Source organism: Saccharopolyspora sp. NPDC003752 (genome assembly GCF_053605825.1).
In genome coordinates this window covers 1-19,296 of sequence record NZ_JBSGJZ010000066.1, presented here as the reverse complement: position 1 = coordinate 19,296, position 19,296 = coordinate 1, and the positions used below count along the sequence as shown (strand labels likewise).

18 protein-coding genes are annotated in these 19,296 nt (G+C 70.9%); 11 read left to right on the top strand and 7 right to left on the bottom strand.

The annotated features are described in order from the left end of the window. Position 1: 1 nt before the first annotated feature. Positions 2-1,573, bottom strand: coding sequence for an MFS transporter (locus ACWEV3_RS41785; protein WP_452619216.1), 1,572 nt, complete (start codon positions 1,571-1,573; stop codon positions 2-4). Positions 1,574-1,887: 314 nt separating this feature from the next. Between ACWEV3_RS41785 and ACWEV3_RS41780 the strand changes: the two genes are divergently transcribed. Beyond that, entirely contained in the window at positions 1,888-3,075 is a 1,188-nt protein-coding gene (locus tag ACWEV3_RS41780) for a lactonase family protein (protein WP_452619215.1), read from the top strand. 292 nt (positions 3,076-3,367) lie between these two features. Here the strand turns inward: ACWEV3_RS41780 and ACWEV3_RS41775 are convergent, their stop codons facing one another. Further along, positions 3,368-4,261, bottom strand: a complete 894-nt coding sequence (locus tag ACWEV3_RS41775; protein ID WP_452619214.1) for an NADP-dependent oxidoreductase — start codon at positions 4,259-4,261, stop codon at positions 3,368-3,370. Positions 4,262-4,332: 71 nt separating this feature from the next. Between ACWEV3_RS41775 and ACWEV3_RS41770 the strand changes: the two genes are divergently transcribed. Together ACWEV3_RS41770 and ACWEV3_RS41765 are read left to right on the top strand one after the other, a co-directional pair. Further along, a complete protein-coding gene (locus tag ACWEV3_RS41770) occupies positions 4,333-4,950 on the top strand; it encodes a TetR/AcrR family transcriptional regulator (protein WP_452619213.1) in 618 nt (205 codons plus the stop codon). An 87-nt stretch (positions 4,951-5,037) separates the two neighbouring features. Beyond that, on the top strand, positions 5,038-5,970 hold the full coding sequence (locus tag ACWEV3_RS41765) for an anti-sigma factor antagonist (RefSeq protein ID WP_452619212.1): 933 nt from the start codon (positions 5,038-5,040) through the stop codon (positions 5,968-5,970). A gap of 96 nt (positions 5,971-6,066) precedes the next feature. Here ACWEV3_RS41765 and ACWEV3_RS41760 read toward each other — a convergent pair whose 3' ends face one another. After that, positions 6,067-6,825, bottom strand: coding sequence for an IclR family transcriptional regulator (locus ACWEV3_RS41760; RefSeq protein WP_452619211.1), 759 nt, complete (start codon positions 6,823-6,825; stop codon positions 6,067-6,069). A 70-nt stretch (positions 6,826-6,895) separates the two neighbouring features. On the opposite strand from ACWEV3_RS41760, the gene ACWEV3_RS41755 reads away from it, so the two are divergent. Genes ACWEV3_RS41755 through dmpG form a run of 3 tightly spaced genes read left to right on the top strand, consistent with a single transcriptional unit; the run spans position 6,896 to position 9,659 of the window. Then, the gene (locus ACWEV3_RS41755; RefSeq protein ID WP_452619210.1) at positions 6,896-7,690 is read left to right on the top strand and encodes a 2-keto-4-pentenoate hydratase; all 795 of its coding nucleotides are present in this window, start codon (positions 6,896-6,898) and stop codon (positions 7,688-7,690) included. 11 nt (positions 7,691-7,701) lie between these two features. Then, on the top strand, positions 7,702-8,640 hold the full coding sequence (locus ACWEV3_RS41750) for an acetaldehyde dehydrogenase (acetylating) (RefSeq protein ID WP_452619209.1): 939 nt from the start codon (positions 7,702-7,704) through the stop codon (positions 8,638-8,640). Further along, the gene (gene dmpG / locus ACWEV3_RS41745; RefSeq protein WP_452619208.1) at positions 8,637-9,659 is read left to right on the top strand and encodes a 4-hydroxy-2-oxovalerate aldolase; all 1,023 of its coding nucleotides are present in this window, start codon (positions 8,637-8,639) and stop codon (positions 9,657-9,659) included. Before ACWEV3_RS41750 ends, dmpG begins: the two co-directional genes overlap by 4 nt. Before the next feature lie 114 nt (positions 9,660-9,773). On the opposite strand, the gene ACWEV3_RS41740 is transcribed toward dmpG, so the two are convergent. After that, complete coding sequence (locus ACWEV3_RS41740) at positions 9,774-10,652, bottom strand: NAD(P)-dependent oxidoreductase (RefSeq protein WP_452619207.1); 879 nt, start codon at positions 10,650-10,652, stop codon at positions 9,774-9,776. Positions 10,653-11,338: 686 nt separating this feature from the next. Between ACWEV3_RS41740 and ACWEV3_RS41735 the strand changes: the two genes are divergently transcribed. Continuing rightward, positions 11,339-12,406, top strand: a complete 1,068-nt coding sequence (locus tag ACWEV3_RS41735; protein ID WP_452619206.1) for a hypothetical protein — start codon at positions 11,339-11,341, stop codon at positions 12,404-12,406. A 117-nt stretch (positions 12,407-12,523) separates the two neighbouring features. Here ACWEV3_RS41735 and ACWEV3_RS41730 read toward each other — a convergent pair whose 3' ends face one another. Both ACWEV3_RS41730 and ACWEV3_RS41725 read right to left on the bottom strand, forming a co-directional pair. Then, positions 12,524-13,408, bottom strand: a complete 885-nt coding sequence (locus ACWEV3_RS41730; RefSeq protein WP_452619205.1) for an alpha/beta fold hydrolase — start codon at positions 13,406-13,408, stop codon at positions 12,524-12,526. A 49-nt stretch (positions 13,409-13,457) separates the two neighbouring features. Beyond that, on the bottom strand, positions 13,458-14,399 hold the full coding sequence (locus tag ACWEV3_RS41725) for a LysR substrate-binding domain-containing protein (protein WP_452619204.1): 942 nt from the start codon (positions 14,397-14,399) through the stop codon (positions 13,458-13,460). Positions 14,400-14,519: 120 nt separating this feature from the next. On the opposite strand from ACWEV3_RS41725, the gene ACWEV3_RS41720 reads away from it, so the two are divergent. Continuing rightward, the gene (locus tag ACWEV3_RS41720; protein WP_452619203.1) at positions 14,520-15,389 is read left to right on the top strand and encodes an alpha/beta fold hydrolase; all 870 of its coding nucleotides are present in this window, start codon (positions 14,520-14,522) and stop codon (positions 15,387-15,389) included. Next, positions 15,386-16,792, top strand: a complete 1,407-nt coding sequence (locus tag ACWEV3_RS41715; protein WP_452619202.1) for an MFS transporter — start codon at positions 15,386-15,388, stop codon at positions 16,790-16,792. Before ACWEV3_RS41720 ends, ACWEV3_RS41715 begins: the two co-directional genes overlap by 4 nt. 20 nt (positions 16,793-16,812) lie before the next feature. On the opposite strand, the gene ACWEV3_RS41710 is transcribed toward ACWEV3_RS41715, so the two are convergent. Beyond that, positions 16,813-17,598: an IclR family transcriptional regulator gene (locus tag ACWEV3_RS41710; protein ID WP_452619201.1), complete on the bottom strand. Its 786-nt coding sequence runs from the start codon at positions 17,596-17,598 to the stop codon at positions 16,813-16,815. A gap of 156 nt (positions 17,599-17,754) precedes the next feature. Here ACWEV3_RS41710 and ACWEV3_RS41705 point away from each other — a divergent pair, with 156 nt between their 5' ends. Further along, positions 17,755-18,468 (top strand): CoA transferase subunit A, encoded by a 714-nt coding sequence (locus ACWEV3_RS41705; RefSeq protein WP_452619200.1) that lies wholly within the window; start codon positions 17,755-17,757, stop codon positions 18,466-18,468. Positions 18,469-18,477: 9 nt separating this feature from the next. Then, complete coding sequence (locus ACWEV3_RS41700; RefSeq protein ID WP_452619199.1) at positions 18,478-19,122, top strand: CoA transferase subunit B; 645 nt, start codon at positions 18,478-18,480, stop codon at positions 19,120-19,122. The last annotated feature ends 174 nt before the right edge of the window (positions 19,123-19,296 follow it).

The window sequence follows — 19,296 nt, the reverse complement described above, 5'->3', positions numbered from 1 at the left end:
GTCAGCCTTCCCGGGCCTTCGGTTCCGCTTCCTGTTGCGGCTTCGGCAGATTCCGCTCGCTGATCAGCACGAGCGCAACACCCGTGGTGATGACGGCGAGGGCCGCCGAAGCGAACAGCACGGCCGATGCGCTCGCGGCGAAGGCCTCCTCGAAGACCCGCTGAAGGCCTTCGCGGGCTTCCGGCGGTGCGAGTTCCAGTGCGCGCTGCGCGTCGCCTTCGGCCGCTGCCGCCGAGATGGCGTCGTGCCGGCCGGCGGGCAGGTCCGCGGTCGCGACGACACCGGCGAGCTCGGCTTTGTAGAGCACGCCGAGGCCGGCGGTGCCGATCCCGGCGCCGATCGAAGCCAGGCTGGTCATCGTGCCCGCGACCATCCCGGACCGCTGCTCGTCGGTCACGTTCATCGCGACGGAGAAGATCGGGGCGCCGGCGATGCCGCCGCCGGTGCCCCACAGCAGCAGCGGGAACACCAGCGACCAGGCCTGCGTGGTGGGGCCGAAGGTCAGCGCCATCCAGGCGGCGCCGACGGCCTTGCAGGCGTAGCCGATGGCGATCACGTGGCCGGACGGCAGCCAGGCCTGCATCCTGCCGCCGAGCATGCCGGCCGCCATCTGCGCGATGAACACCGGCGCGAGCAGGACGCCGCTGGCGGTGGGGGACAGGTGCAGCGAGTTCTGGAAGTACTGCACGAAGTACACCGTGCCGCCGATGGTCAGCACCCGGGACATGAAGATGGTGAAGGCCGCGCCGGTGAACGCGGGCTTGGCGAACAGCCGCAGGTCCAGCGTCGGGTTGCGGACCCTGCGCTGCACGACCACGAACGCCGCGAGCAGCACCACGGCCACGGCGAGCTGGACCAGCGTCGAGGAAGCGGTCCAGCCCTGCTGTTCGCCGCGCAGCAGCGCGAAGTTGAGCACCGCCAGCCCGGCGATCAGCAGCGCGGTGCCGCCCCAGTCCAGCGAGCCGATCTTGCCGCCGCCACCGGCGTCGCGGGGCAGCGTGCGCAGCCCGATGGCGAAGGCGGCGATCCCGAACGGCAGGTTGATCAGGAAGATCGCGCGCCAGTCCAGGACGTCGATGAGGGTGCCGCCCAGCAGCGGCGCGATCAGGCCGGCCGCGGTGGACATCGTGGTCCAGGTCGCGATGGCCATGTTGCGCCGCTGGCCGTCGTAGGCGTGCGAGAGCAGCGGGAGGGCGTTGGACATCAGGATCGCGCCGCCGATTCCCTGCACCGCCCGGGCGAAGTCGAGCACCAGCGCGTTCGGCGCCGATCCGCAGGCCAGCGAGGCGAGGGTGAACAGCGCGATGCCGGTGAGGTAGACGCCACGGCGGCCCAGCCGGTCCGACAGCGTCCCGGTCACCTGGGTGACCGCGCCCATCGTGATCATGTAGGCCACGACGACCCACTGGATGTCGGCCAGGGTGCCGCCGAGATCGGCCTGGATGCCGGCCAGCCCGATGGTCACGATGGTCATGTCGATGACCACCAGGGCCGTGGCGATCACGACCAGTGCGAGCAAGGCGCGTGACCGGGCGGCCGGCGGCCCGGCATCGGTCTCCGTCGTCGGAGCCACGATTCCCTCCAGTGCTAAGACGATCGCGGGCGGTGTCGATCTTCCGCAGCTGAGGTTAGCCTCACTTCACTAATTCATGCAAATATGCGCCTAAACGCATTAGTTGGACCCGGTGCCGGTGGCCTGCGTGCTCGTCGATGTGGCCGCGCGGGTCAGCCGGTGGCGCGGCGCACGTGGCCGGCGAGCCGATTCGCGCGGTGGGGTGAACGGTGCGCCGAACCGCCGCACTTGTTCGGGCCAAGCGTCGTCTTGTCCGGCCTCGCGCAGGCGGTGATCGTGGTTGCAACCGGGGCGGAACGGAGACGGTGAGCGCGATGGAGAACAGCCAGCAGATCGGCCGAGCCGCGTTTCTTCGCCTGGTCGGGCTCGGAATCGTCGCGGCAGGCGCGAGTTCCCCGCTGCCGGCCCGAGAAGCCCTGGCGGACACCACGGCCGCGCGAACGCTCGCGGCCTACAGCGGCAACTTCAGCACCGCCATCGAGCTGGCCGGCCTGAACCTCGACGATGGGAGGTTGACGGGCACGGGCGCGGTTCCCGGCGTGGACAGCCCGGCCTTCCTGATCTTCAACGCGGACGGCACCAGGGTGTACGCGGTCAACGACACCAACGACGGCCGGGTGACCGCGCTGTCCGTCGAGCCCGGCGGCGGCCTCACCGTGCTGGGCAGCCAGCCGGCCGGCGCCTCGATGCCGACCCACCTCGCGGTGCATCCCGGCGGGCAGCACCTGATCGTCGCCAACTACGGCAGTGGGAGCACCGCGGTGTTCCCGATCCTGGCCGACGGCGCGCTCGGCCGGCGGGCCGATCTCGTGCAGTACGAGGGAAGCGGACCGGTGCCCGGCCGCCAGGAAGGCCCGCACGCGCACATGGTGGCCATCACCCCCGAAGGCCGCTACGTGCTGGTGCCCGACCTCGGCGCGGACCGGATCCACGTGCACGCCCTCGACGCGACGACCGGAAAGCTCGATACCCTCGGCGAAGCGCGGTTGCGCCCCGGCGCGGGGCCCCGGCACCTGGTCTTCCACCCCACGGCGCCGTTCCTCTACGTCGCCGACGAACTCGACTCCACCGTGACCGTCTGCGCCTACGACGCCGACCGGGCGGCGGTGACGCCGGGCCAGGTGGTGTCCACGGTTCCCGACGGCGTCCGGGAGAACTTCCCGGCCGAGATCCTGATCTCGGCCGACGGCCGGTTCGTCTACGTCTCCAACCGCGGGCACGACAGCATCGCGCGGTTCGCCGTCGAGGCGGACGGCGAACGACTTCGCCTCGTGGACACCGTTTCCTGCGGCGGCCGGTGGCCCCGGCACATCGCCGTCACGCCGGACGGCCGGTGGATGTACGCGAGCAACCAGAACTCGAACTCGGTGACGGCGTTCCGGGTGGATCCGGCCAGCGGAGAGATTTCCCCGGCGGGAGAACCGTTTTCCACGCCGAGCCCGGTCTGCCTGCTCATCGGCGGCGCCGTCGGCCGAACGCCGCGCCGAGGCGCTCATCGGTAGATTTCCGCGATATCCGCCCGCCAGGTCTCCGCAGGCCGCGGACCTTGCTGGGCTGCGTGGCGGCCCGGTTCGCGAGAGTCGAACCGAGCGCCCGCTCCGGAGACGAGTCGACCACGGTCGCCCGGCCACAGGCGAAAACCTTGATCAGCCGGGCGACCCGACCAGGTCGGTCATTGCGCGAAGGGCATGCTGCGAGCACCTGCTCGAAGACCTGCCGCCATCCCGGCCCGGCGGACTCGGCGGCGGGAAGCACGTCCGCCGAGGAATCCGGATTGCCGGGCCGTGCAACGGCTCAGACGACCACGACCCGGCGCCCGCGCGTGTGACCGGCATGGCTGTCGATGTGCGCCGCCGCGGCCTCGGCGAGCGCGTACGACTTCTCGACCGGGATGTGGAGCTTTCCCCGCGAGATGAGGTCGGCGGCTTCGGCGAGCGCATCCGGCACGCTCCCGGCCACACCGGAGAACCGGACGCCGAGCTCCGGCGCGCCTAGATCGGCGATGGAGATCACCTTCTGCGGATCCCCGGTCAGCTCGACGAGCTCGCGGATCACGCCCGAGCCGGCCAGATCGAGAGCCGCGTCGACAGCGCCGAGCTGGCGCACCCGCTCGACCCAGCCCTCGCCGTACGTCGTGGCGACGGCACCCAGGCCGCGCAGGTAGTCCTGGTTCGCGGCCCCAGCCGTGCCGATCACCGAGATGCCGCGGTCGCGGGCGATCTGCAGCACCGCCGATCCGACCCCGCCGGACGCGCCGCTGACCAGCAACGTCTGCCCGGGCCGCACGCCGACCTCGCGGATGATGCGCAGCGCGGTCTCCACCACGGAGGGGTAACCGGCCGCCTCTTCGAACGTCAGGCCCTCGGGCATGCGGGCCCAGGCCGACAGCACGGCGAACTCGGCATAGGTGCTCGAACCTTCGCCGAACACGTGGTCGCCGACCTCGACCCCTCCGACGCCCTCGCCGACCTCGTCCACCACCCCGGAGGCGTCGAGCCCGACCCCGGCGGGCAACTCGATCGGATGGGCCTCCAGGAACTGGCCTTCGCGGATCCTCCAGTCGACGGGGTTCACGCCCGCCGCCCGCACGGCGATGCGCACCTGGCCGGGGCCCGCGTGGGGCTCCTCGGCGTCTACGAGTTGCAGGACGTCCGGACCGCCGAACTCGGCGAAGCTCACTCTCTTCATGTGATCGACCGTAGCACTAACGGTTAGCTTTTAAAAACGGTTACGCTTTTGTGTCTGATAGCGTCAGCGGCATGACCGTGCCGTCCGGGCGCCGTGAGCGCAAGAAGGCCGCGACCCGCCAGAAGATCGCTGACACCGCCCTGCGGCTCTTCCTGGAGCGCGGGTACGACGCGGTGGGCATCCGCGACGTGGCCGCTGAGGCCGACGTGGCCGTCACCACGCTCTTCTCCCACTTCGCCTCGAAAGAGGCCCTGGTGTTCGAGCAGGACGAAGACTTCGAGCAACGCCTCGCGCAGGCGGTCACCGGCCGGGCGCCGCACGAGCCGCTCATCCCTGCGCTGCGCCTCGAGATCCAGGCCCTGGTGCGGCATTGCACGGCGGACAGCGCCGCCCCGATCTGGCGCATGGTCGACGAATCACCCGCCCTGCGGGAGTACGAGGAGTCGATGCGGCTGCGCCATGCGGAGTCGCTGGCAACGGCCATCGCCGCCGATCCAGACCTGTCGCTGACCACAACTGCCTGCCGGACGATCGCGAGGTTCGTGATCGACGCCTATTCGCTGGCCCGCGAGGCGGCCGATCCGGAGGCCGCGGTGGACGAGATCTTCCGGATGATCGAGGCGGCCTGGGAGGTCGCCCGCCCGTCTCGAACTGTCCCTCCAGGTAGGACGGAGGCCGGTCGGGGCTGAGGGATCGGCGCGGGGACGGTGTTCGCCGGAACGCACCGTCGGCCCGCTCGCGTTGGCATACTCGGAGCAGTCGCGCAGGAGGTGCCGATGGAGCTGGGACTGACCAACACCACGCTGCCCGGTGGAATCACCTTGATCGAGGTGACCGGTGAGCTCGACGTCTACACCGCGCCGATCCTGCGGAACCGGCTGACCGATGCGGTCAACGGCGGCGAGTACCGGCTGATCGTGGATCTGACCGGGGTGGAGTTCCTGGACAGCACTGGGCTCGGCGTGCTGGTCGGCGGCCTGAAGCGGGTGCGAGCCCACGACGGCGCCCTGGTCCTGGTGTGCAGCGCCGAGCGGATCCTCAAGATCTTCCGGGTGACGGGCTTGACCAGGGTCTTCCAGATCGAACCGGACGTGGCCTCGGCCCGGGCCCGGTGCGCCGACCGCGCGGCCTCTCTCGCCCGGCCGGAACCCGACCTCGAATCCGTCGGCTGGCACTGGGTTCCCGGCCGGATCTACCTGAGCGACGAGCAGGGCCACCGGGACGTGCAGGCCGCGGCGGAACGGGTGCTCGAAGCCTTCGGCCTGGAGTTCGGCCACGCTTTCACGCCCGAGTACGGGTCGTGGTTCGGCGAGTTCCTGATCCGGTTGAAGAACTCGGGCGCGCTGCCGACCAAGGAGGAGCAGTTCCTCAAGCTCAGCAGGGCGTTGGAACTGCGCGTGCTGGACCGGCAGCAGGCCGAGGTCGACGCCGCCCAGGGAGCGGCCGTGGCGGGCCTGATCCAGTCGCTGAAAGACACCCCGCGAGCCGTCGTGCAGATCGGCTCGGTGCTGCTGGTCAAGGTGGACGAGGTGATCGTGGTGCGCAACCTGACCCAGGTCGAACTGGCGCACTGGGAACGCAACCCCGCCCTGTTCCGCGATCCCGCCGCCGCCCTGCTGGAACTCCAGCAGGCGACGTCCGATGACGCCGCGGCCCTGCCTCCGAGCAACAGCCACGAACGAACGGCATCTCCCCACCGCACCGCATGACGCCGCTTCCACCGTCGGGTCGCGAACGCTCAGCGCCGGGTGGTGGCTTGCTCGCGGTGATGCCGGCCATGACCAGGGCCCGCTGGGTGACTCCGGCTACCGGAGCTGCTTGCGGCGCGCGATGGTGCTGTGCAGCGCCTCGGCGGTCGCGCGCACGGTGGTGGCTTGGGTTTCGGGGCGGAAGCGGCTGGTCGGTCCGGTGACGCTGATCGCCGCGATGGGCTCGGCGGTCTCCCCGAACACGGGGGCGGCCACGCATGCGATGCCCAATGCGGATTCCTCGTGCTCGAACGCCACGCCGGCCTCGACCACTCTGGACAGCTGACGGCGCAGGATTCCCGGGGCAACAACGGTGTGCGGGGTGCGCCGGAGCATCGGTGCCGCCAGCACTTCCCGCTGCACCTCCGGATCGGCGTGGGCGAGCAGTGCTTTGCCGATCGCCGCGCAGTACAACGGCAATCGACCGCCGGTCCGGGACGGGGCGTTGGCCTGGCGGTGCCCGCCGATCTTCGCGACGTATACGACGTCGTGACCTTCGCGGACGCCGAGGTGCACCGTCTCGTGGGTTCGCTCGTACAGGTCTTGCAGGAACGGCATCGCGACCTCGAGCAGGCTGCGTTCGAGCGAAGCGAGCATGCCGAGTTCGAACAGCCCGCCGCTGAGCCGGTAGCCGCCATCGACCCGGTCGAGCAGTCGGTTCGCGACCAGATCGCGCGCGAGGCGGTGCACGGTCGCTTTGTGCAAGCCCGTCCGACGGACCAGTTCCGCGAGGGCTATGACGTGGTCTTCCGGCCGGAAAGCCCGCAGGATCGTCACGGCCTTGCCGAGCACGGTGTCGAGGTTTGCGCCCGTCATCGTCCGAGCGTATCGCTGAGCGAGACGAATGCCTGGTTGGGGCCCCGGCCCGACCTGGACAGTGGGCGCCATGAACAGCCAGCCCACGACCTCCAACATCGCCGCCGCTGCGGACCGGCTCGCGTCGGCCGCCGCGACAGGCGTGCCCTGCGCGCCGGTGCGGGACCTGATCGGCCGTGACGACCTCGCGGCCGCTTACGCCGTTCAGCGCCGCCTTGCCGAGGTCCGGCAGTCGGCCGGGGCGGCCGTGGTGGGACGCAAGATCGGCCTGACCTCGGAGGCGGTCCAGCAACAGCTCGGTGTCGACCAGCCGGACCTCGGACTGCTGTTCGACGACATGCGGTACGGCGATGGGGAAGCGATTCCGGTCGGGCGTCTTCTGCAGCCGCGGGTCGAGGCCGAGGTGGCTTTCGTGCTCGGCGCCGACCTCGTCGATGGTCCGCTCGACGTGGCCCGGGTTCGCGGCGCGATCGAGTACGCCGTGGCCGCGCTGGAGATCTGCGACAGTCGCATCGAGGCCTGGGACATCAGCTTCGGCGACACGGTGGCGGACAACGCCTCGGCCGGGCTGTACGTCCTCGGCACGCAGCAGCGCGCGCTCGACGAGGTCGAGCCCGCGAAGGTCGTCATGGAGATGTCCGTCGACGGACGTCAGGTGTCCACGGGTGTCGGCACCGCCTGCCTGGGCGACCCCGTTGCTGCCGTCGGCTGGCTCGCCCGGACGGCCCGCGACCTCGGCCAGCCGCTGCGAGCGGGACAGGTCGTCCTCTCCGGCGCTCTCGGCCCGATGCAACCGGTCGTGGCCGGCAACACCGTCACCGCCACCTTGTCCGGGCTCGGTTCCGTGACCGCCCGTTTCCAGTGAGGAGCCGACGAATGAGCAAGGTCGCGATCATCGGATCCGGCAACATCGGCACCGATCTCATGATCAAGGTGCTGCGCAATTCGGAACGTCTCGAGATGGGCGCCATGGTCGGCATCGACCCGGCATCCGACGGGCTGGCGAGAGCGGCCCGGTTGGGCGTGCCCACCACGGCGGACGGCGTCGAGGGGCTCATCGCGATGGCCGGATTCGACGACATCGAGATCGTCTTCGACGCGACCTCCGCGAAGGCGCACGCGGCGAACAACGCCCGCCTGGCACCGCTGGGCAAGCGGATGATCGATCTGACACCGGCAGCCATCGGACCGTACGTCGTGCCCGCGGTCAACGCCGACGAGCACTTGGACTCGCCCAACGTGAACATGGTGACGTGCGGTGGTCAGGCCACGATCCCGGTGGTCGCAGCCGTCTCGCGGATCGTGCCCGTGGCGTACGCGGAGATCGTCGCCTCGATCGCGTCGAAGTCGGCGGGCCCGGGGACCCGCGCCAACATCGACGAGTTCACCGAGACCACGTCCGAGGCGATCGTGTCGGTCGGTGGTGCCCGCCGCGGCAAGGCGATCATCGTCCTCAACCCGGCCGAGCCGCCGCTCATCATGCGGGACACGGTGTTCTGCCTGGTCTCCGCCCCGGATCCGGCGACGCACGAGGAGATCCGGCGGTCGATCGAGAAGATGGCCGCCGACGTGGCGGCGTACGTGCCCGGCTACCGGCTCAAGCAGCAGGTGCAGATCGCCGAGATCCCGGCCGACCAGCCGGTCGAGACGCTGCTGGCGGACTCGTCGCGCCCCACCCACCAGGTGTCGGTGTTCCTCGAGGTCGAGGGCGCCGCGCATTACTTGCCCGCCTACGCGGGAAATCTCGACATCATGACCTCCGCCGGGTTGCAGGTCGCCGAGCGGATCGCCCAGCGGAACGGAGCCGCCCGATGAACCAGCGCAGCATCTTCGTCCAGGACGTGACCCTCCGGGACGGCATGCACGCGGTGCGGCACCGGATCGCGCCGACCGACGTCAAGCGCATCGTCGCCGCGCTCGACGTGGCCGGTGTCGGGGCGATCGAGGTCGCCCACGGCGACGGCCTGGCCGGTGGGTCGCTCAACTACGGGCCCGGCTCGCACACCGACTGGGCGTGGATCGAGGCCGCCGCCGAGGTGATCGAACGGGCTCGGCTCACGACGCTGCTGCTGCCCGGGGTCGGCACGGTGCGCGAACTGGAGCGGGCGTACGAACTCGGTGTGCGATCGGTCCGGGTCGCCACGCACTGCACCGAGGCCGATGTTTCCGCGCAGCACATCGCGACCGCGCGCGAAATCGGCATGGACGTCTCGGGATTCCTGATGATGAGCCACCTGGCGCCCGCTGACGAGTTGGCGGAGCAGGCCAAGCTGATGGAGTCCTACGGCGCGCACTGCGTCTACATCACCGATTCCGGCGGGCGGCTCACCATGAGCGGCGTCGCGGAACGGATGCGCGCCTACCGCGACGTCCTCGACCCGGGCACCGAGATCGGCATCCACGCCCACGAGAACTTGTCGCTGTCCGTGGCCAATTCCGTGGTGGCGGTGGAGCACGGGGTGACCCGCGTCGATGCCTCCCTGGCCGGCCACGGTGCCGGTGCCGGGAACTGCCCGCTGGAGGCGTTCATCGCGGTCGCCGACATCTACGGGTGGGACCACGGGTGCGACCTGTTCGCCCTGCAGGACGCCGCGGACGACATCGTCCGCCCGCTGCAGGACAGGCCGGTTCGGGTCGACCGCGAGACCCTCACGCTGGGCTACGCCGGCGTGTACTCCAGCTTCCTGCGCCACGCCGAGGCGGCATCGGCCCGATACGGGATCGACGTCCGGACGCTCCTGCTCGAAGCGGGACGCAGGGGACTGGTCGGCGGACAGGAGGACATGATCGTCGACATCGCGCTGACGCTGGTCGGGGAGCGTGAAAACGCCTGACGACGAACACTCTTCGAGTGCTGCGGCCTGAAGGTCACGGCACGCGGAGGCCGACCTCGCGCTTCTCCGTCCTCGTCCGTCCATCTTGGAGCAATGTGTCCGACGCGGACGGGCTCAGGTGTCGAAGCTGGCGTAGTAGGCGGCGGCCATGTCCTCGTCGGCGTGGCCTCGGGTGGCCGCCCGGATGAGGCGTTGCGCACCCGCTTCGGCGACGTCGAGCTGGATGCCGTGCTGCTTTCCGGCTTGGACGATCAGTTGGGCGTCCTTGGCAGCGGTGGACACCGCAAAGCTCGGTGGGGTCAGGCGGTCTTCCAGGATCAGGGCGGCTTTTGCATGCAGGTAGCCCATGTCCAGCTGGCCGCCGCTGATGATGTCGAAGAAGCCTTGCGGGTCCACGTCGAGACCTTTGGCCAGGGCTAGAGCCTCGCCGACGGCGTTGGTGGCGGCGATGACCCAGCTGTTGGCCACGAGCTTGAGGCGCGTGGCGCCGGCGTCGGCACCGTCCTCGCCGGTCCACACCGTGCGGGTGCCGATGGCGTCGAACACCGGTATGACGGCTTGCCTGCTCTCGCTGGGTCCGGCGGCGAGGACGACGAGCTGGCCGGCCTCCGCGGGCTGGCGGGTGCCGAGGACGGGCGCGTCGAAGAAGACGAGTCGCTGCTCGTGGGCCAAGGCTGCGAGCTCACCGACGGCGTCTATGCCCGCAGTGGTCGACTGCACCCACGCGGTGCCGGGGCGCAGTGCTGCCGCTGCCTGCCGCATCACGTCCAGCACGGCGGCACCGTCGTAGAGCATTGTGAGCACGACGTCGGCGTCCCGAACCGCCTCGGCAGGGGTGTCGGCGATGTGCACGCCGTCGGCGGCCAGTGGTTCGGCCTTGTCCCGGGTGCGGTTCCAGGCGCGCACGGTGTGCCCGTTGCGGGCGAGGCTGCGGGCCATCGCGGCGCCCATGATCCCGGTGCCCAGGACGCTCACGGTGAGGGTATTCGACATGACATCAATTCCTTCCTCGCTGTGTCACGTGTGGGGTGGTCAATTTCTAATAAGGGCAGCGATTCTTCACAGTTTCACGTCCTTTTCGTTGAGTGCGCAACCGTGCTGGGACCGAGTGTTCGACAATGCGGCGTGTGTTTCCCCGTGGGTCCAGAAGTGGGATTTCGGCCATGTTCGTCGGGCCTACCGCGTCGCCGTGGCGGCGATATCTTCGCGACGCTCGTCGTGCAGGGGCTGTCCTTACCCGCTCTCATCCGGTTGCTCCGAATCTCCGACGGCACCGAATGGCAAAACCGGGCGAGCCGCGGGAGGTGCCGGTGCCCGAGCCTGGGCCGGGGCTGGTGAAGATCGCGGGATTTTGCGCCCACCATCAGCAACGACCCCGCAGCTCCAACCAGAAGACCCGTGGGGCAAAACATCGTCGCCGCAGCCATGATCGACCTCCGGTGTGGTTGTCGGTGTGGCCTGCGTAGGCGTGGGCGATGGCGTAGCAGTGGCGTACCGGTGCGGGAATTCGCAGGTGTCCCCGGTCGGTGATGTGGGAGACGCCTCGGGTGCTCGATCAGCCCGCGGCGCGTCGGTGCGGATCGGTGTCAGGAGGCAACCCGAGGTCTCCGCCGCGCGTCTCCTGGGCGTAGGAGATCACCGGCTGAGAGGCAGCGATGTCGAGGAGAACCGGAACGACCGTGGCCACGGCGCTGATCGCGGTAGTGGGCACGGCGGGCACGGCGTTGGCGCAGGGAACCTGGACGCGCGAGGAGTTCCCGGCCAGGCCCGAGACGGCGTCCTACGTGAGCACCGTGTCCAGCGGTGGCGGCGCGACCTGGGCGTTCGGCAGCTACAGCCCGCCCGGCTCGCCGACGTCCATCACCGCGCAGGCGTTCCGCCGCGAGGAGACCGGTCGCTGGGTCGAGGTTCCGGTGCCGAACGTCGGCCAGATCGTGGGATCCGCGGTCACCGGCCCGGACGACGCCTGGGCGGTCAGCCAGTTCACCAAGGTCAGCCGGGGCGCGACGTTGCACTGGGACGGGCAGGCGTGGACCGAGGTGCCGCTGGAGGTGCCGGACGCTCCCCGGATCTCGCCCCACGACATCACGGCCGTCGGCCCCGATGTCTGGGCCGTGGGCAACGCCTATCGCGACGGCGAATCCCCGCTCTCGCGGAGCTTCGCGATGCGCTGGGCCGACGGCGGCTGGCAGGGGTCTCCGCTGCCGCCCGCCGCCGACGAGCAGAACTTCTCCAGCGTCGGCGGTGCCGCGCCGGACGACCTCTGGATGGCCGGCACGACCGTTGCGCGACCGCAGCAGATCGTTGCGATGCACTGGGACGGCGCGCAGTGGAGCCACGTGCAGGTGCCACCGCTTGAGACCACGGACTCGGATTTCCTCACCGTGCACGACGTCGCGGCCTTCGCGCCGGATGACGTCTGGATCTCGGCGACCCAGAAGCCCTACGACACCCCCGGGCACGGCCAGCCGATCCTGATGCACTGGGACGGCAACCAGTGGGTCCGCGAGCAGACCTCCGTGCCGCCCGGCGGAACCGGGAAGCTCGTGCGCGCCGGCGGTGCACTGTGGAGCCTCGGGGCCGGTGCGCTGCTGCGCTACGACGGCACCTCGTGGCAACAGGTCGACGGGCCGCAGGAAGGTTCCCTCGGCAACGGTGCCGAACTCCCGGACGGCCGCCTGGTCGGCACCGGAAGCGCCGGCGATCCGATGACCCCGCAGCCGTTCGCGACCGTCCAGAACCGCTGACCCACCCGATTCGCCCTGCGGCTTCCCGGTTCCCCGGCGCTGATCGTCCTCTTAGGGCATCGAGACTGGGAGCCGCAGGTTCGAATACCGGGTGATCCCGCTCCGGGGCACGCGTTCTCAGCGGCGGCGTGCTCCGCGTGGGTGGCTGAGGAACGCTTCGACGGCGTGCACGAGCTCGCCGGGCGCTTCTTCCGGGACGTAGTGGCCGCCGGGAACGGAATGTCCGCTCACAGCGGCCGGATCGGCGTGGTGCTCCTGCCAGACGCGCACGACGTCGCGGCGGGCGAGGCCGCCTTCGGCGCCCCACAGGACGAGTAGTGGCGCTTGCAGCCGCAGCCCGCGGTCGTGATCCGCCTCGTCGAGTTCGAGGTCCGTGGTGAAGCCCGTCCGGTAGTCCTCGAAGGACGCCCGCAGGTGCCCCGGGTCGCTGAACGCGGCGACGTAGTGCTCGAACGTTTCCCGGTCGACGGCACCGGAATCGAGGACGCGGGCGAAGAAGTGGCCGAGGTACGCCTCGACGTTCCCCGTGATCAGCTTCTCCGCAAGCTCGGGCTGCCGGTGGAAGAACCAGTGCCACATCGCGCTCGCCGAGTCGATGTCGAGCGAGCGCATGACGACCCTGGTCGGCAGGATGTCCAGCAGCGCCAGCGCGGCCACCTCCGCGGGCCGGTCGAGCGCCCACCGGTGCGCGACGCGGGCGCCGCGGTCGTGGCCGATCACCACCGCCGATTCGTGCCCGAGGTGGCGGATCAGGCCGCTCAGGTCGGCCGCGGTGGAACGCTTGTCGTAGCCCGAACCGGCCAGCCCCGAAGCGCCGTACCCGCGCAGGTCCGGGGCGACGACGGTGCGGCCGTGGCTGAGCGGCTCCACGACGTGGCGCCAGCAGGCGCCGGTCTGCGGCCATCCGTGGAGCAGCACGACGAGCTCTGGCCCGTCGCCGACGACCCGGTAGGCCAGTTCCACGTCGTCCAGGCGCACCGACTCGACGTTGTCCCGAAGCATTCTTCTCCCTTGTTGCACCAGCGTTTTGCGGACGGTCCGGCAGCGGACATCAACCCTCGGCCGCGACGGCCGACGGGTGCCGGGCGAGCAGGTCGTCGAGGCGCGAACCGACGTTCGCGCAGTTCCGGCGCACGACCGACAGGAACGACGCGAGCACCGGCGACCGGTCGGTCACCCGGAAGGACATCTGCAGGTCCGGCAGCCGGAATCGCGGCGTGACATCGCAGAACCAGATGTCGTTGCGGGCGATCAGCCGCATGCGGTCGGGGCCGAGCCCGACCCCGGCGCAGCAGGCGGCCAGGCCGGCGATCGTGTGGACGTCCCGCGCCATCGTGGCCCCGTCGAGGGCGGCCGGGTCCGGCCCGAACGCCGGCCGCAGGTACGAGCTCACCGCGTCCGGGCTCGCGATGAGGTGCTCCTGGGCCAGTTGCTCCAGGTCGATGGACGGCAGCCCGGCGTACGGATGCGCCACGGACACGACGGCCACCAGGTGATCGGCCCCGATCGGCACGGTGACCAGGTCTTCCGCCCCGGCGCCGCGCGGGCTGCCCCGGCCCACCGCGACGTCCAGCTCGCCGGCGAGGAGCGCCGCCGCCGCGGTCGGGCTGTCCAGTTCCTGGAGCGTCAGCCGGACGGCCGGGTGGGTACGGCGGAACCTGCCGAGCACCCCCGGCAGGGGGTCGAGCAGCGCGGATCCGGTGAACCCGATCCGCAGCCGCCCGGTCTCCCCGCGCGCCGCGCGGCCCGCGTCGATGCCGGCGAGCCTCATCTCGGCGAGCGCGGTGCGAGCCCGGGCGAGGAACGCTTCTCCGGCTGCGGTCGGGAGGACGCCACGAGAGGTGCGGTCGAACAGCCGCTCGCCGACTTCCCGTTCCAGGGCGGCGATCTGGGTCGACAGGGGAGGCTGGGCGATCCCCAAGGACGCCGCCGCGCGACCGAAGTGCTGGTGCTCGGCGAGCGCGAGCGCGTAGCGGAGGTGACGGGCTTCCATGCGCCCCACGATACTTCCCGAGTATCGCGGAGGCCCTTGTGAGATATATCGGTGGATGAGGCCGGCGGGTGTGGTGTGACCTGAACGGGTTGATGATCACCGCTCCAGAAGGGCCTCACCATGACCCGCCCGTCCTCCTCCGAGACCGTCGTCGTCCTCGTGCACGGCGCCTGGCACTCCTCGCTGCACTGGGCCGCGACGCAGCGCGCCCTCGCGCGCCACGGTCTCGCCAGCGTCGCAGTCGACCTCCCCGGCAGCGGGCTCGACGCACCCGTCCCGACCGGATTCCTCGCGCCCGGTCAGCCCGGCCTCACCAGCGAGAAGTCGGCCCTGAGCGACGTCACGCTGCAAGACAGCACCGACGTCGTGCTCGACGCCCTCGTCGACGTCCGCACGCGGTACCGCAATGTCGTCCTGGTCGCCCACAGTGCGGGCGGCGGCCCCGCCTCGGCGGCCGCAGAGCAGGTTCCCGAGCTCGTCGACCACCTCGTGTACCTGTCGTCGTTCGTCCCCGCCGGCCGCCCCCGGGTCGCCGACTACATGGAAGCCCCGGAGCACGCGGCCGCCGTCCAGCTCCCGGCGGTCGGCGATCCGGCGGAGCTGGGGGCCTTCCGGATCAATCCGCTGTCCGCCGATCCGGCCGACGTCGCCGCCATCCGCCGGGCCTTCCTGGACGATCTGCCCGCAACGGCGCCGGAATCCTGGCGGCAGTTCCTGCACCCGGACCTGCCGCTGAGCACCTTCACCACGGCGGTCCCGGTCTCGCCCGAGCGCTGGGGGCGCATCCCGCGCACCTTCATCAGGCTGACCGACGACCTGGCGATTCCGCCGGCGGCCCAGGACCTGATGATCGCGGAAGCCGACCAGGTGGTGCCGGACCGGCCGATGGCGGTGCGCTCGCTGCCGGGCGGGCACTCGCCGTTCGTGACGCGGCCCGGAGAGCTGGCGACGCTGCTCGCCACCGTCGCCTTGCAGCAGACCACCCGATGACGGACCGGCGTTCCCCGGCAGGACGATTCGTCGTCCTGCCGGTCGTCCTGTCCGGGGTCTTCGTCCAGCTCGTCAGCGTGACCGTCATGCAGGTGGCCGTGCTCGACGTGCAGCGGGATTTCGGGGCCGGCCCGGGCGAGGGACAGCTCGTCCTGGCCGGCTACACCCTCACCTACGCCTGCTCGCTGATCCTCTCGGCGCGGCTGGGCGACCGGTACGGGTACCGGCGGATGTTCGTCACCGGGATGGCGGTGTTCACCGGTGCGGCGGTCGGGTCGGCCGCGGCGCCCGAAGCCTGGCTGCTGATCGCGGGCCGCCTGGTGCAGGGCGTCGGCAGCGGGATCATGGCCCCGCAGATCCTGTCGATCATCCAGTCGGCGCTGCCCGCGAGCCGCCGGCCCGCCGCGCTGAGCGCCTACGGCGCGACCATGGCGGCGGCGTCGCTGGCGGGCCCGTTGCTGGGCGGCGTCCTGATCCAGCTCGATCCGCTGGGACTGGGCTGGCGGGCCGCGATGCTCCTGACCGTTCCCGTCGGGCTCGTCGCCCTCCTGCTCTCGCCCTCGCTGCCGTCCGTCCGAACAGGACGGACCGGCGGGCGCATCGATTCGGTCGGAGCGGGCCTGAGCCTGGTGGGAACGGCACTGCTGGTGCTGCCCCTGACGGTGGGGCGGGACGCGGGCTGGCCGATGTGGACGTGGGCGAGCCTGGCCTCGGCGGTGGCGGTGCTGGCCGGATTCGCGGTTTCCCAGCGAAGAGCGGCGGATCCGCTCGTCCACCCCGCCGCACTGGCCGACCCGTCGACGAGGTGGGGGCTGGGAGTCGTGCTCGTCTTCAACGCCGGGGTGCCCTCCTTCACCCTGCTGCTGTCGATGCACCTGCAAGGCGCGCAGGGCTGGAGCCCGATGCTGACGGCGTTGACCATCACCCCGTACGCCGTCGGGGCGCTCGGCGGCAGCGGTGTCGCGAACGTCCTCGGGAAGCGCTTCGGGGCCTGGACCCTGGCCGCTTCGGCGGTCGCGATGGGGATCGTGTCCGTAGCCGTCGCGGCGACCATCGACGACCCGGCCACCAGGTGGGTGCTGTGGCTCGTCCTCGGCCTGGGCGGGGTCGCCTTCGGGATGTTCACCGCCTCGGCGTTCACCCAGATCATCGCCAGGGTCCGAGCCGAAGTCGCGGTCTCGGTCTCGGGTCTGCTGCCGACGGCGCAGCAGCTCGGCGGCACGCTGGGCGTCGCGCTCGCGGGAGTGGCCTACTCGGCACCCGCCGCGAGCAGCGGCGATGCGATGTGGCACGCGATGACCTACGAGGCCGCGGTGTTCGCCCTGGCGGCCACCTTCGCACTCGGCCTGGTCGCCCGCCGCGAGCCCGTCCACCACCGGCAACCCACCGCCAACGCGGCGTAGCGCCACCTGCCGGAAACGGGTCAGAGGCCTGCGGTGTGATCGGTGGTGTCCAGGGTGCGGGTGAGGGCGTGGGCTTCGTGGAGGAGGAGGGCGCCGAGTTCGGGTTGCCGCTCCGGGCGGAAGCGGGTCTCGATGCCGGTCAGCGTCAGGGCCCACGCCGGTTGCCCGGCGCGGTCGAACACCGCCGCCGCCATGCCCCAGCTCCCCTCGACCACCAGGCCGGGGTTGACGGCGTAGCCGTCGCGGCGGGTGCGGGCGATGCGGGCGCGCACCGCCTCGGGGGAGTGCGTCTCGCCCCACCGGCCCGTCAGGTCGGTCCGCTCCAGGTAGGCATCGATCTCCGCGTCGCCGAAGAAGGACAGGATGACCAAGCCGGCTGAGACGACGCCGAGCGGGAACCGGGCACCCTCGTAGAGCACGAAGGACCGGATCGGGAAGTCGCCGTCCTCGCGGAGCAGGCACACGGTCTCCTCGCCCCGCAGGGCCGAGAAGAACGCGCTCTCGCCGGTCTTCGCGGCCAGCCGGTGCACGCTCGCGCGGGCGTGGTGCGTGACGTCGTAGCGGGTGCCCGCCGTCTGCCCCAGCAGGTACAGCTCGGGGCCGAGGAACCACCGGCCGGTGCGCCGGTCGCGGTCGACGAACCCCTCCTCCGCCAGGGAGCTGAGCAGGCGGTGCACGGTCGGCCGGGGGAGGTCGGTGGCCCGGGCGAGGTCGCTGGTGGCCGCCCCCGCCTCGTTGACGGCCGACAGCGCCCGGAGCACGGAGCCGACCCGGCCGATCAGATGGGCGTTCGCGCTGGCGCTCATGCCCGCATCCTAGCGTCCACTCAGTGAACGCCGGGGCTGGGCGATGGTCATCCGATGAACGGATCGGCCGTCGTTCGGCCTTGTTTCTTGCGGTTAACAGCAGGTTGCTTCTTTACTGCAGCTGTTCGTCCAGCGGACCGATGAAGAGGTGATGAGTTGTCAAAGCTGCGCCCGAGTGCGGCGGAGGCACTGACCGACGTGCTCGAAGACGGGATGACGATCGCCGTCGGGGGCTTCGGCCTGTGCGGCATCCCGAGCGACCTCATCGAGGTCGTCCGCGACAGCGGGGTCACCGGTTTGACGTTGGTCTCCAACAACATGGGCGTCGACGGCAAGGGGCTCGGGCTGCTGCTCGAGAACCGCCAGGTCGCCAAGGTGATCGCGTCCTACGTCGGCGAGAACAAGCTGTTCGCCCAGCAGTACCTGGACAAGGAGCTGGAGGTGGAGTTCGCGCCGCAGGGGACGCTGTCCGAGCGGATGCGGGCCGGCGGCGCGGGCATCGCCGCGTTCTACACCCGCGCCGGCGTCGGGACCCCGGTGGCCGACGGCAAGCCGCTGGCGGAGTTCGACGGCCAGACCTACGTCCAGGAGCGGGGGATCATCGCCGACGTGGCGCTCGTGCACGCGCACACCGCGGACCCCGCGGGCAACCTCGTCTACCGGGCGAGCGCGCGGAACTTCAACCCGGTCGTCGCGACCTGCGCGAAGGTCACGGCGGTCGAGGTCGAGCACCTGAGCGAGGAGTACCTCGACCCGGAGCGGGTCGTGACACCGGGCATCTACGTCGACCGGCTGGTCCTCGCCCGGCCCCGCATCAAGGACATCGAGAAGCGCACGGTGCGCCCCCGCGAAACCACCCCGGCCGACTAGGAGCAACCCATGACCTGGACCCGCGACGAGATGGCGGCGCTGGCCGCCGCCGAACTCCGCGACGGCGACTACGTCAACCTCGGGATCGGCATCCCGACCCTGGTCGCCAACCACATCCCGGACGGCGTGGAGGTGACCCTGCAGAGCGAGAACGGCATCCTGGGCCTGGGGCCGTTCCCGTACGAGGGCGAGGAGGACGCCGACCTCATCAACGCCGGGAAGCAGACCGTCACGATCAACCCCGGGGCGAGCTACTTCGACTCGGCGGTCTCCTTCGGGATGATGCGCGGCGGGCACATCGACATCGCCGTCCTGGGCGCGCTCCAGGTGAGCGAGGACGGCGACCTGGCGAACTGGACCATCCCCGGCGCTCTGGTGAAGGGCATGGGCGGCGCCATGGACCTGGTCGTCGGCGCCCGCCGGATCGTCGTGCTCACCGACCACGTGGCCAAGGACGGCAGCCCGAAGATCGTCGAGCAGTGCACGCTGCCGCTGACCGGTGCGGGCGTGGTCGACCGGATCGTCACGGACCTGGCGGTGCTCGACGTGACCGCGGAGGGCCTCAGCCTGGTCTCGCTGGCCCCGGGCGTCACCGAGGACGAGGTCCGGGAGAAGACCGGCGCCAAGATCCGGCAGCCGGTCGCGACGGCGTGATTTTCCGAGCAGGCGTAGCAGTTCTTGGCCGCGGTGGACGGAATTGGGGAGTAGAGCGGTGAACAGTGCACGGAGCGCCAGCGGTTCTGTGATCGTGGCGGGGGCGCGTACTCCGATGGGGCGGTTGCTGGGGTCGCTGAAGGATTTCTCGGGTGCGCAGTTGGGTGGGTTCGC

What these genes read in the sequence shown, in the direction of transcription:
- ACWEV3_RS41780 (WP_452619215.1), top strand. Translation starts at nt 1,888, where the DNA reads ATGGAGAACAGCCAGCAGATCGGCCGAGCCGCGTTTCTTCGCCTGGTC.
- ACWEV3_RS41775 (WP_452619214.1), bottom strand. Translation starts at nt 4,261, where the DNA reads ATGAAGAGAGTGAGCTTCGCCGAGTTCGGCGGTCCGGACGTCCTGCAA.
- ACWEV3_RS41770 (WP_452619213.1), top strand. Translation starts at nt 4,333, where the DNA reads ATGACCGTGCCGTCCGGGCGCCGTGAGCGCAAGAAGGCCGCGACCCGC.
- ACWEV3_RS41765 (WP_452619212.1), top strand. Translation starts at nt 5,038, where the DNA reads ATGGAGCTGGGACTGACCAACACCACGCTGCCCGGTGGAATCACCTTG.
- ACWEV3_RS41760 (WP_452619211.1), bottom strand. Translation starts at nt 6,825, where the DNA reads ATGACGGGCGCAAACCTCGACACCGTGCTCGGCAAGGCCGTGACGATC.
- ACWEV3_RS41755 (WP_452619210.1), top strand. Translation starts at nt 6,896, where the DNA reads ATGAACAGCCAGCCCACGACCTCCAACATCGCCGCCGCTGCGGACCGG.
- ACWEV3_RS41750 (WP_452619209.1), top strand. Translation starts at nt 7,702, where the DNA reads ATGAGCAAGGTCGCGATCATCGGATCCGGCAACATCGGCACCGATCTC.
- dmpG (WP_452619208.1), top strand. Translation starts at nt 8,637, where the DNA reads ATGAACCAGCGCAGCATCTTCGTCCAGGACGTGACCCTCCGGGACGGC.
- ACWEV3_RS41740 (WP_452619207.1), bottom strand. Translation starts at nt 10,652, where the DNA reads ATGTCGAATACCCTCACCGTGAGCGTCCTGGGCACCGGGATCATGGGC.
- ACWEV3_RS41730 (WP_452619205.1), bottom strand. Translation starts at nt 13,408, where the DNA reads ATGCTTCGGGACAACGTCGAGTCGGTGCGCCTGGACGACGTGGAACTG.
- ACWEV3_RS41725 (WP_452619204.1), bottom strand. Translation starts at nt 14,399, where the DNA reads ATGGAAGCCCGTCACCTCCGCTACGCGCTCGCGCTCGCCGAGCACCAG.
- ACWEV3_RS41720 (WP_452619203.1), top strand. Translation starts at nt 14,520, where the DNA reads ATGACCCGCCCGTCCTCCTCCGAGACCGTCGTCGTCCTCGTGCACGGC.
- ACWEV3_RS41715 (WP_452619202.1), top strand. Translation starts at nt 15,386, where the DNA reads ATGACGGACCGGCGTTCCCCGGCAGGACGATTCGTCGTCCTGCCGGTC.
- ACWEV3_RS41710 (WP_452619201.1), bottom strand. Translation starts at nt 17,598, where the DNA reads ATGAGCGCCAGCGCGAACGCCCATCTGATCGGCCGGGTCGGCTCCGTG.
- ACWEV3_RS41700 (WP_452619199.1), top strand. Translation starts at nt 18,478, where the DNA reads ATGACCTGGACCCGCGACGAGATGGCGGCGCTGGCCGCCGCCGAACTC.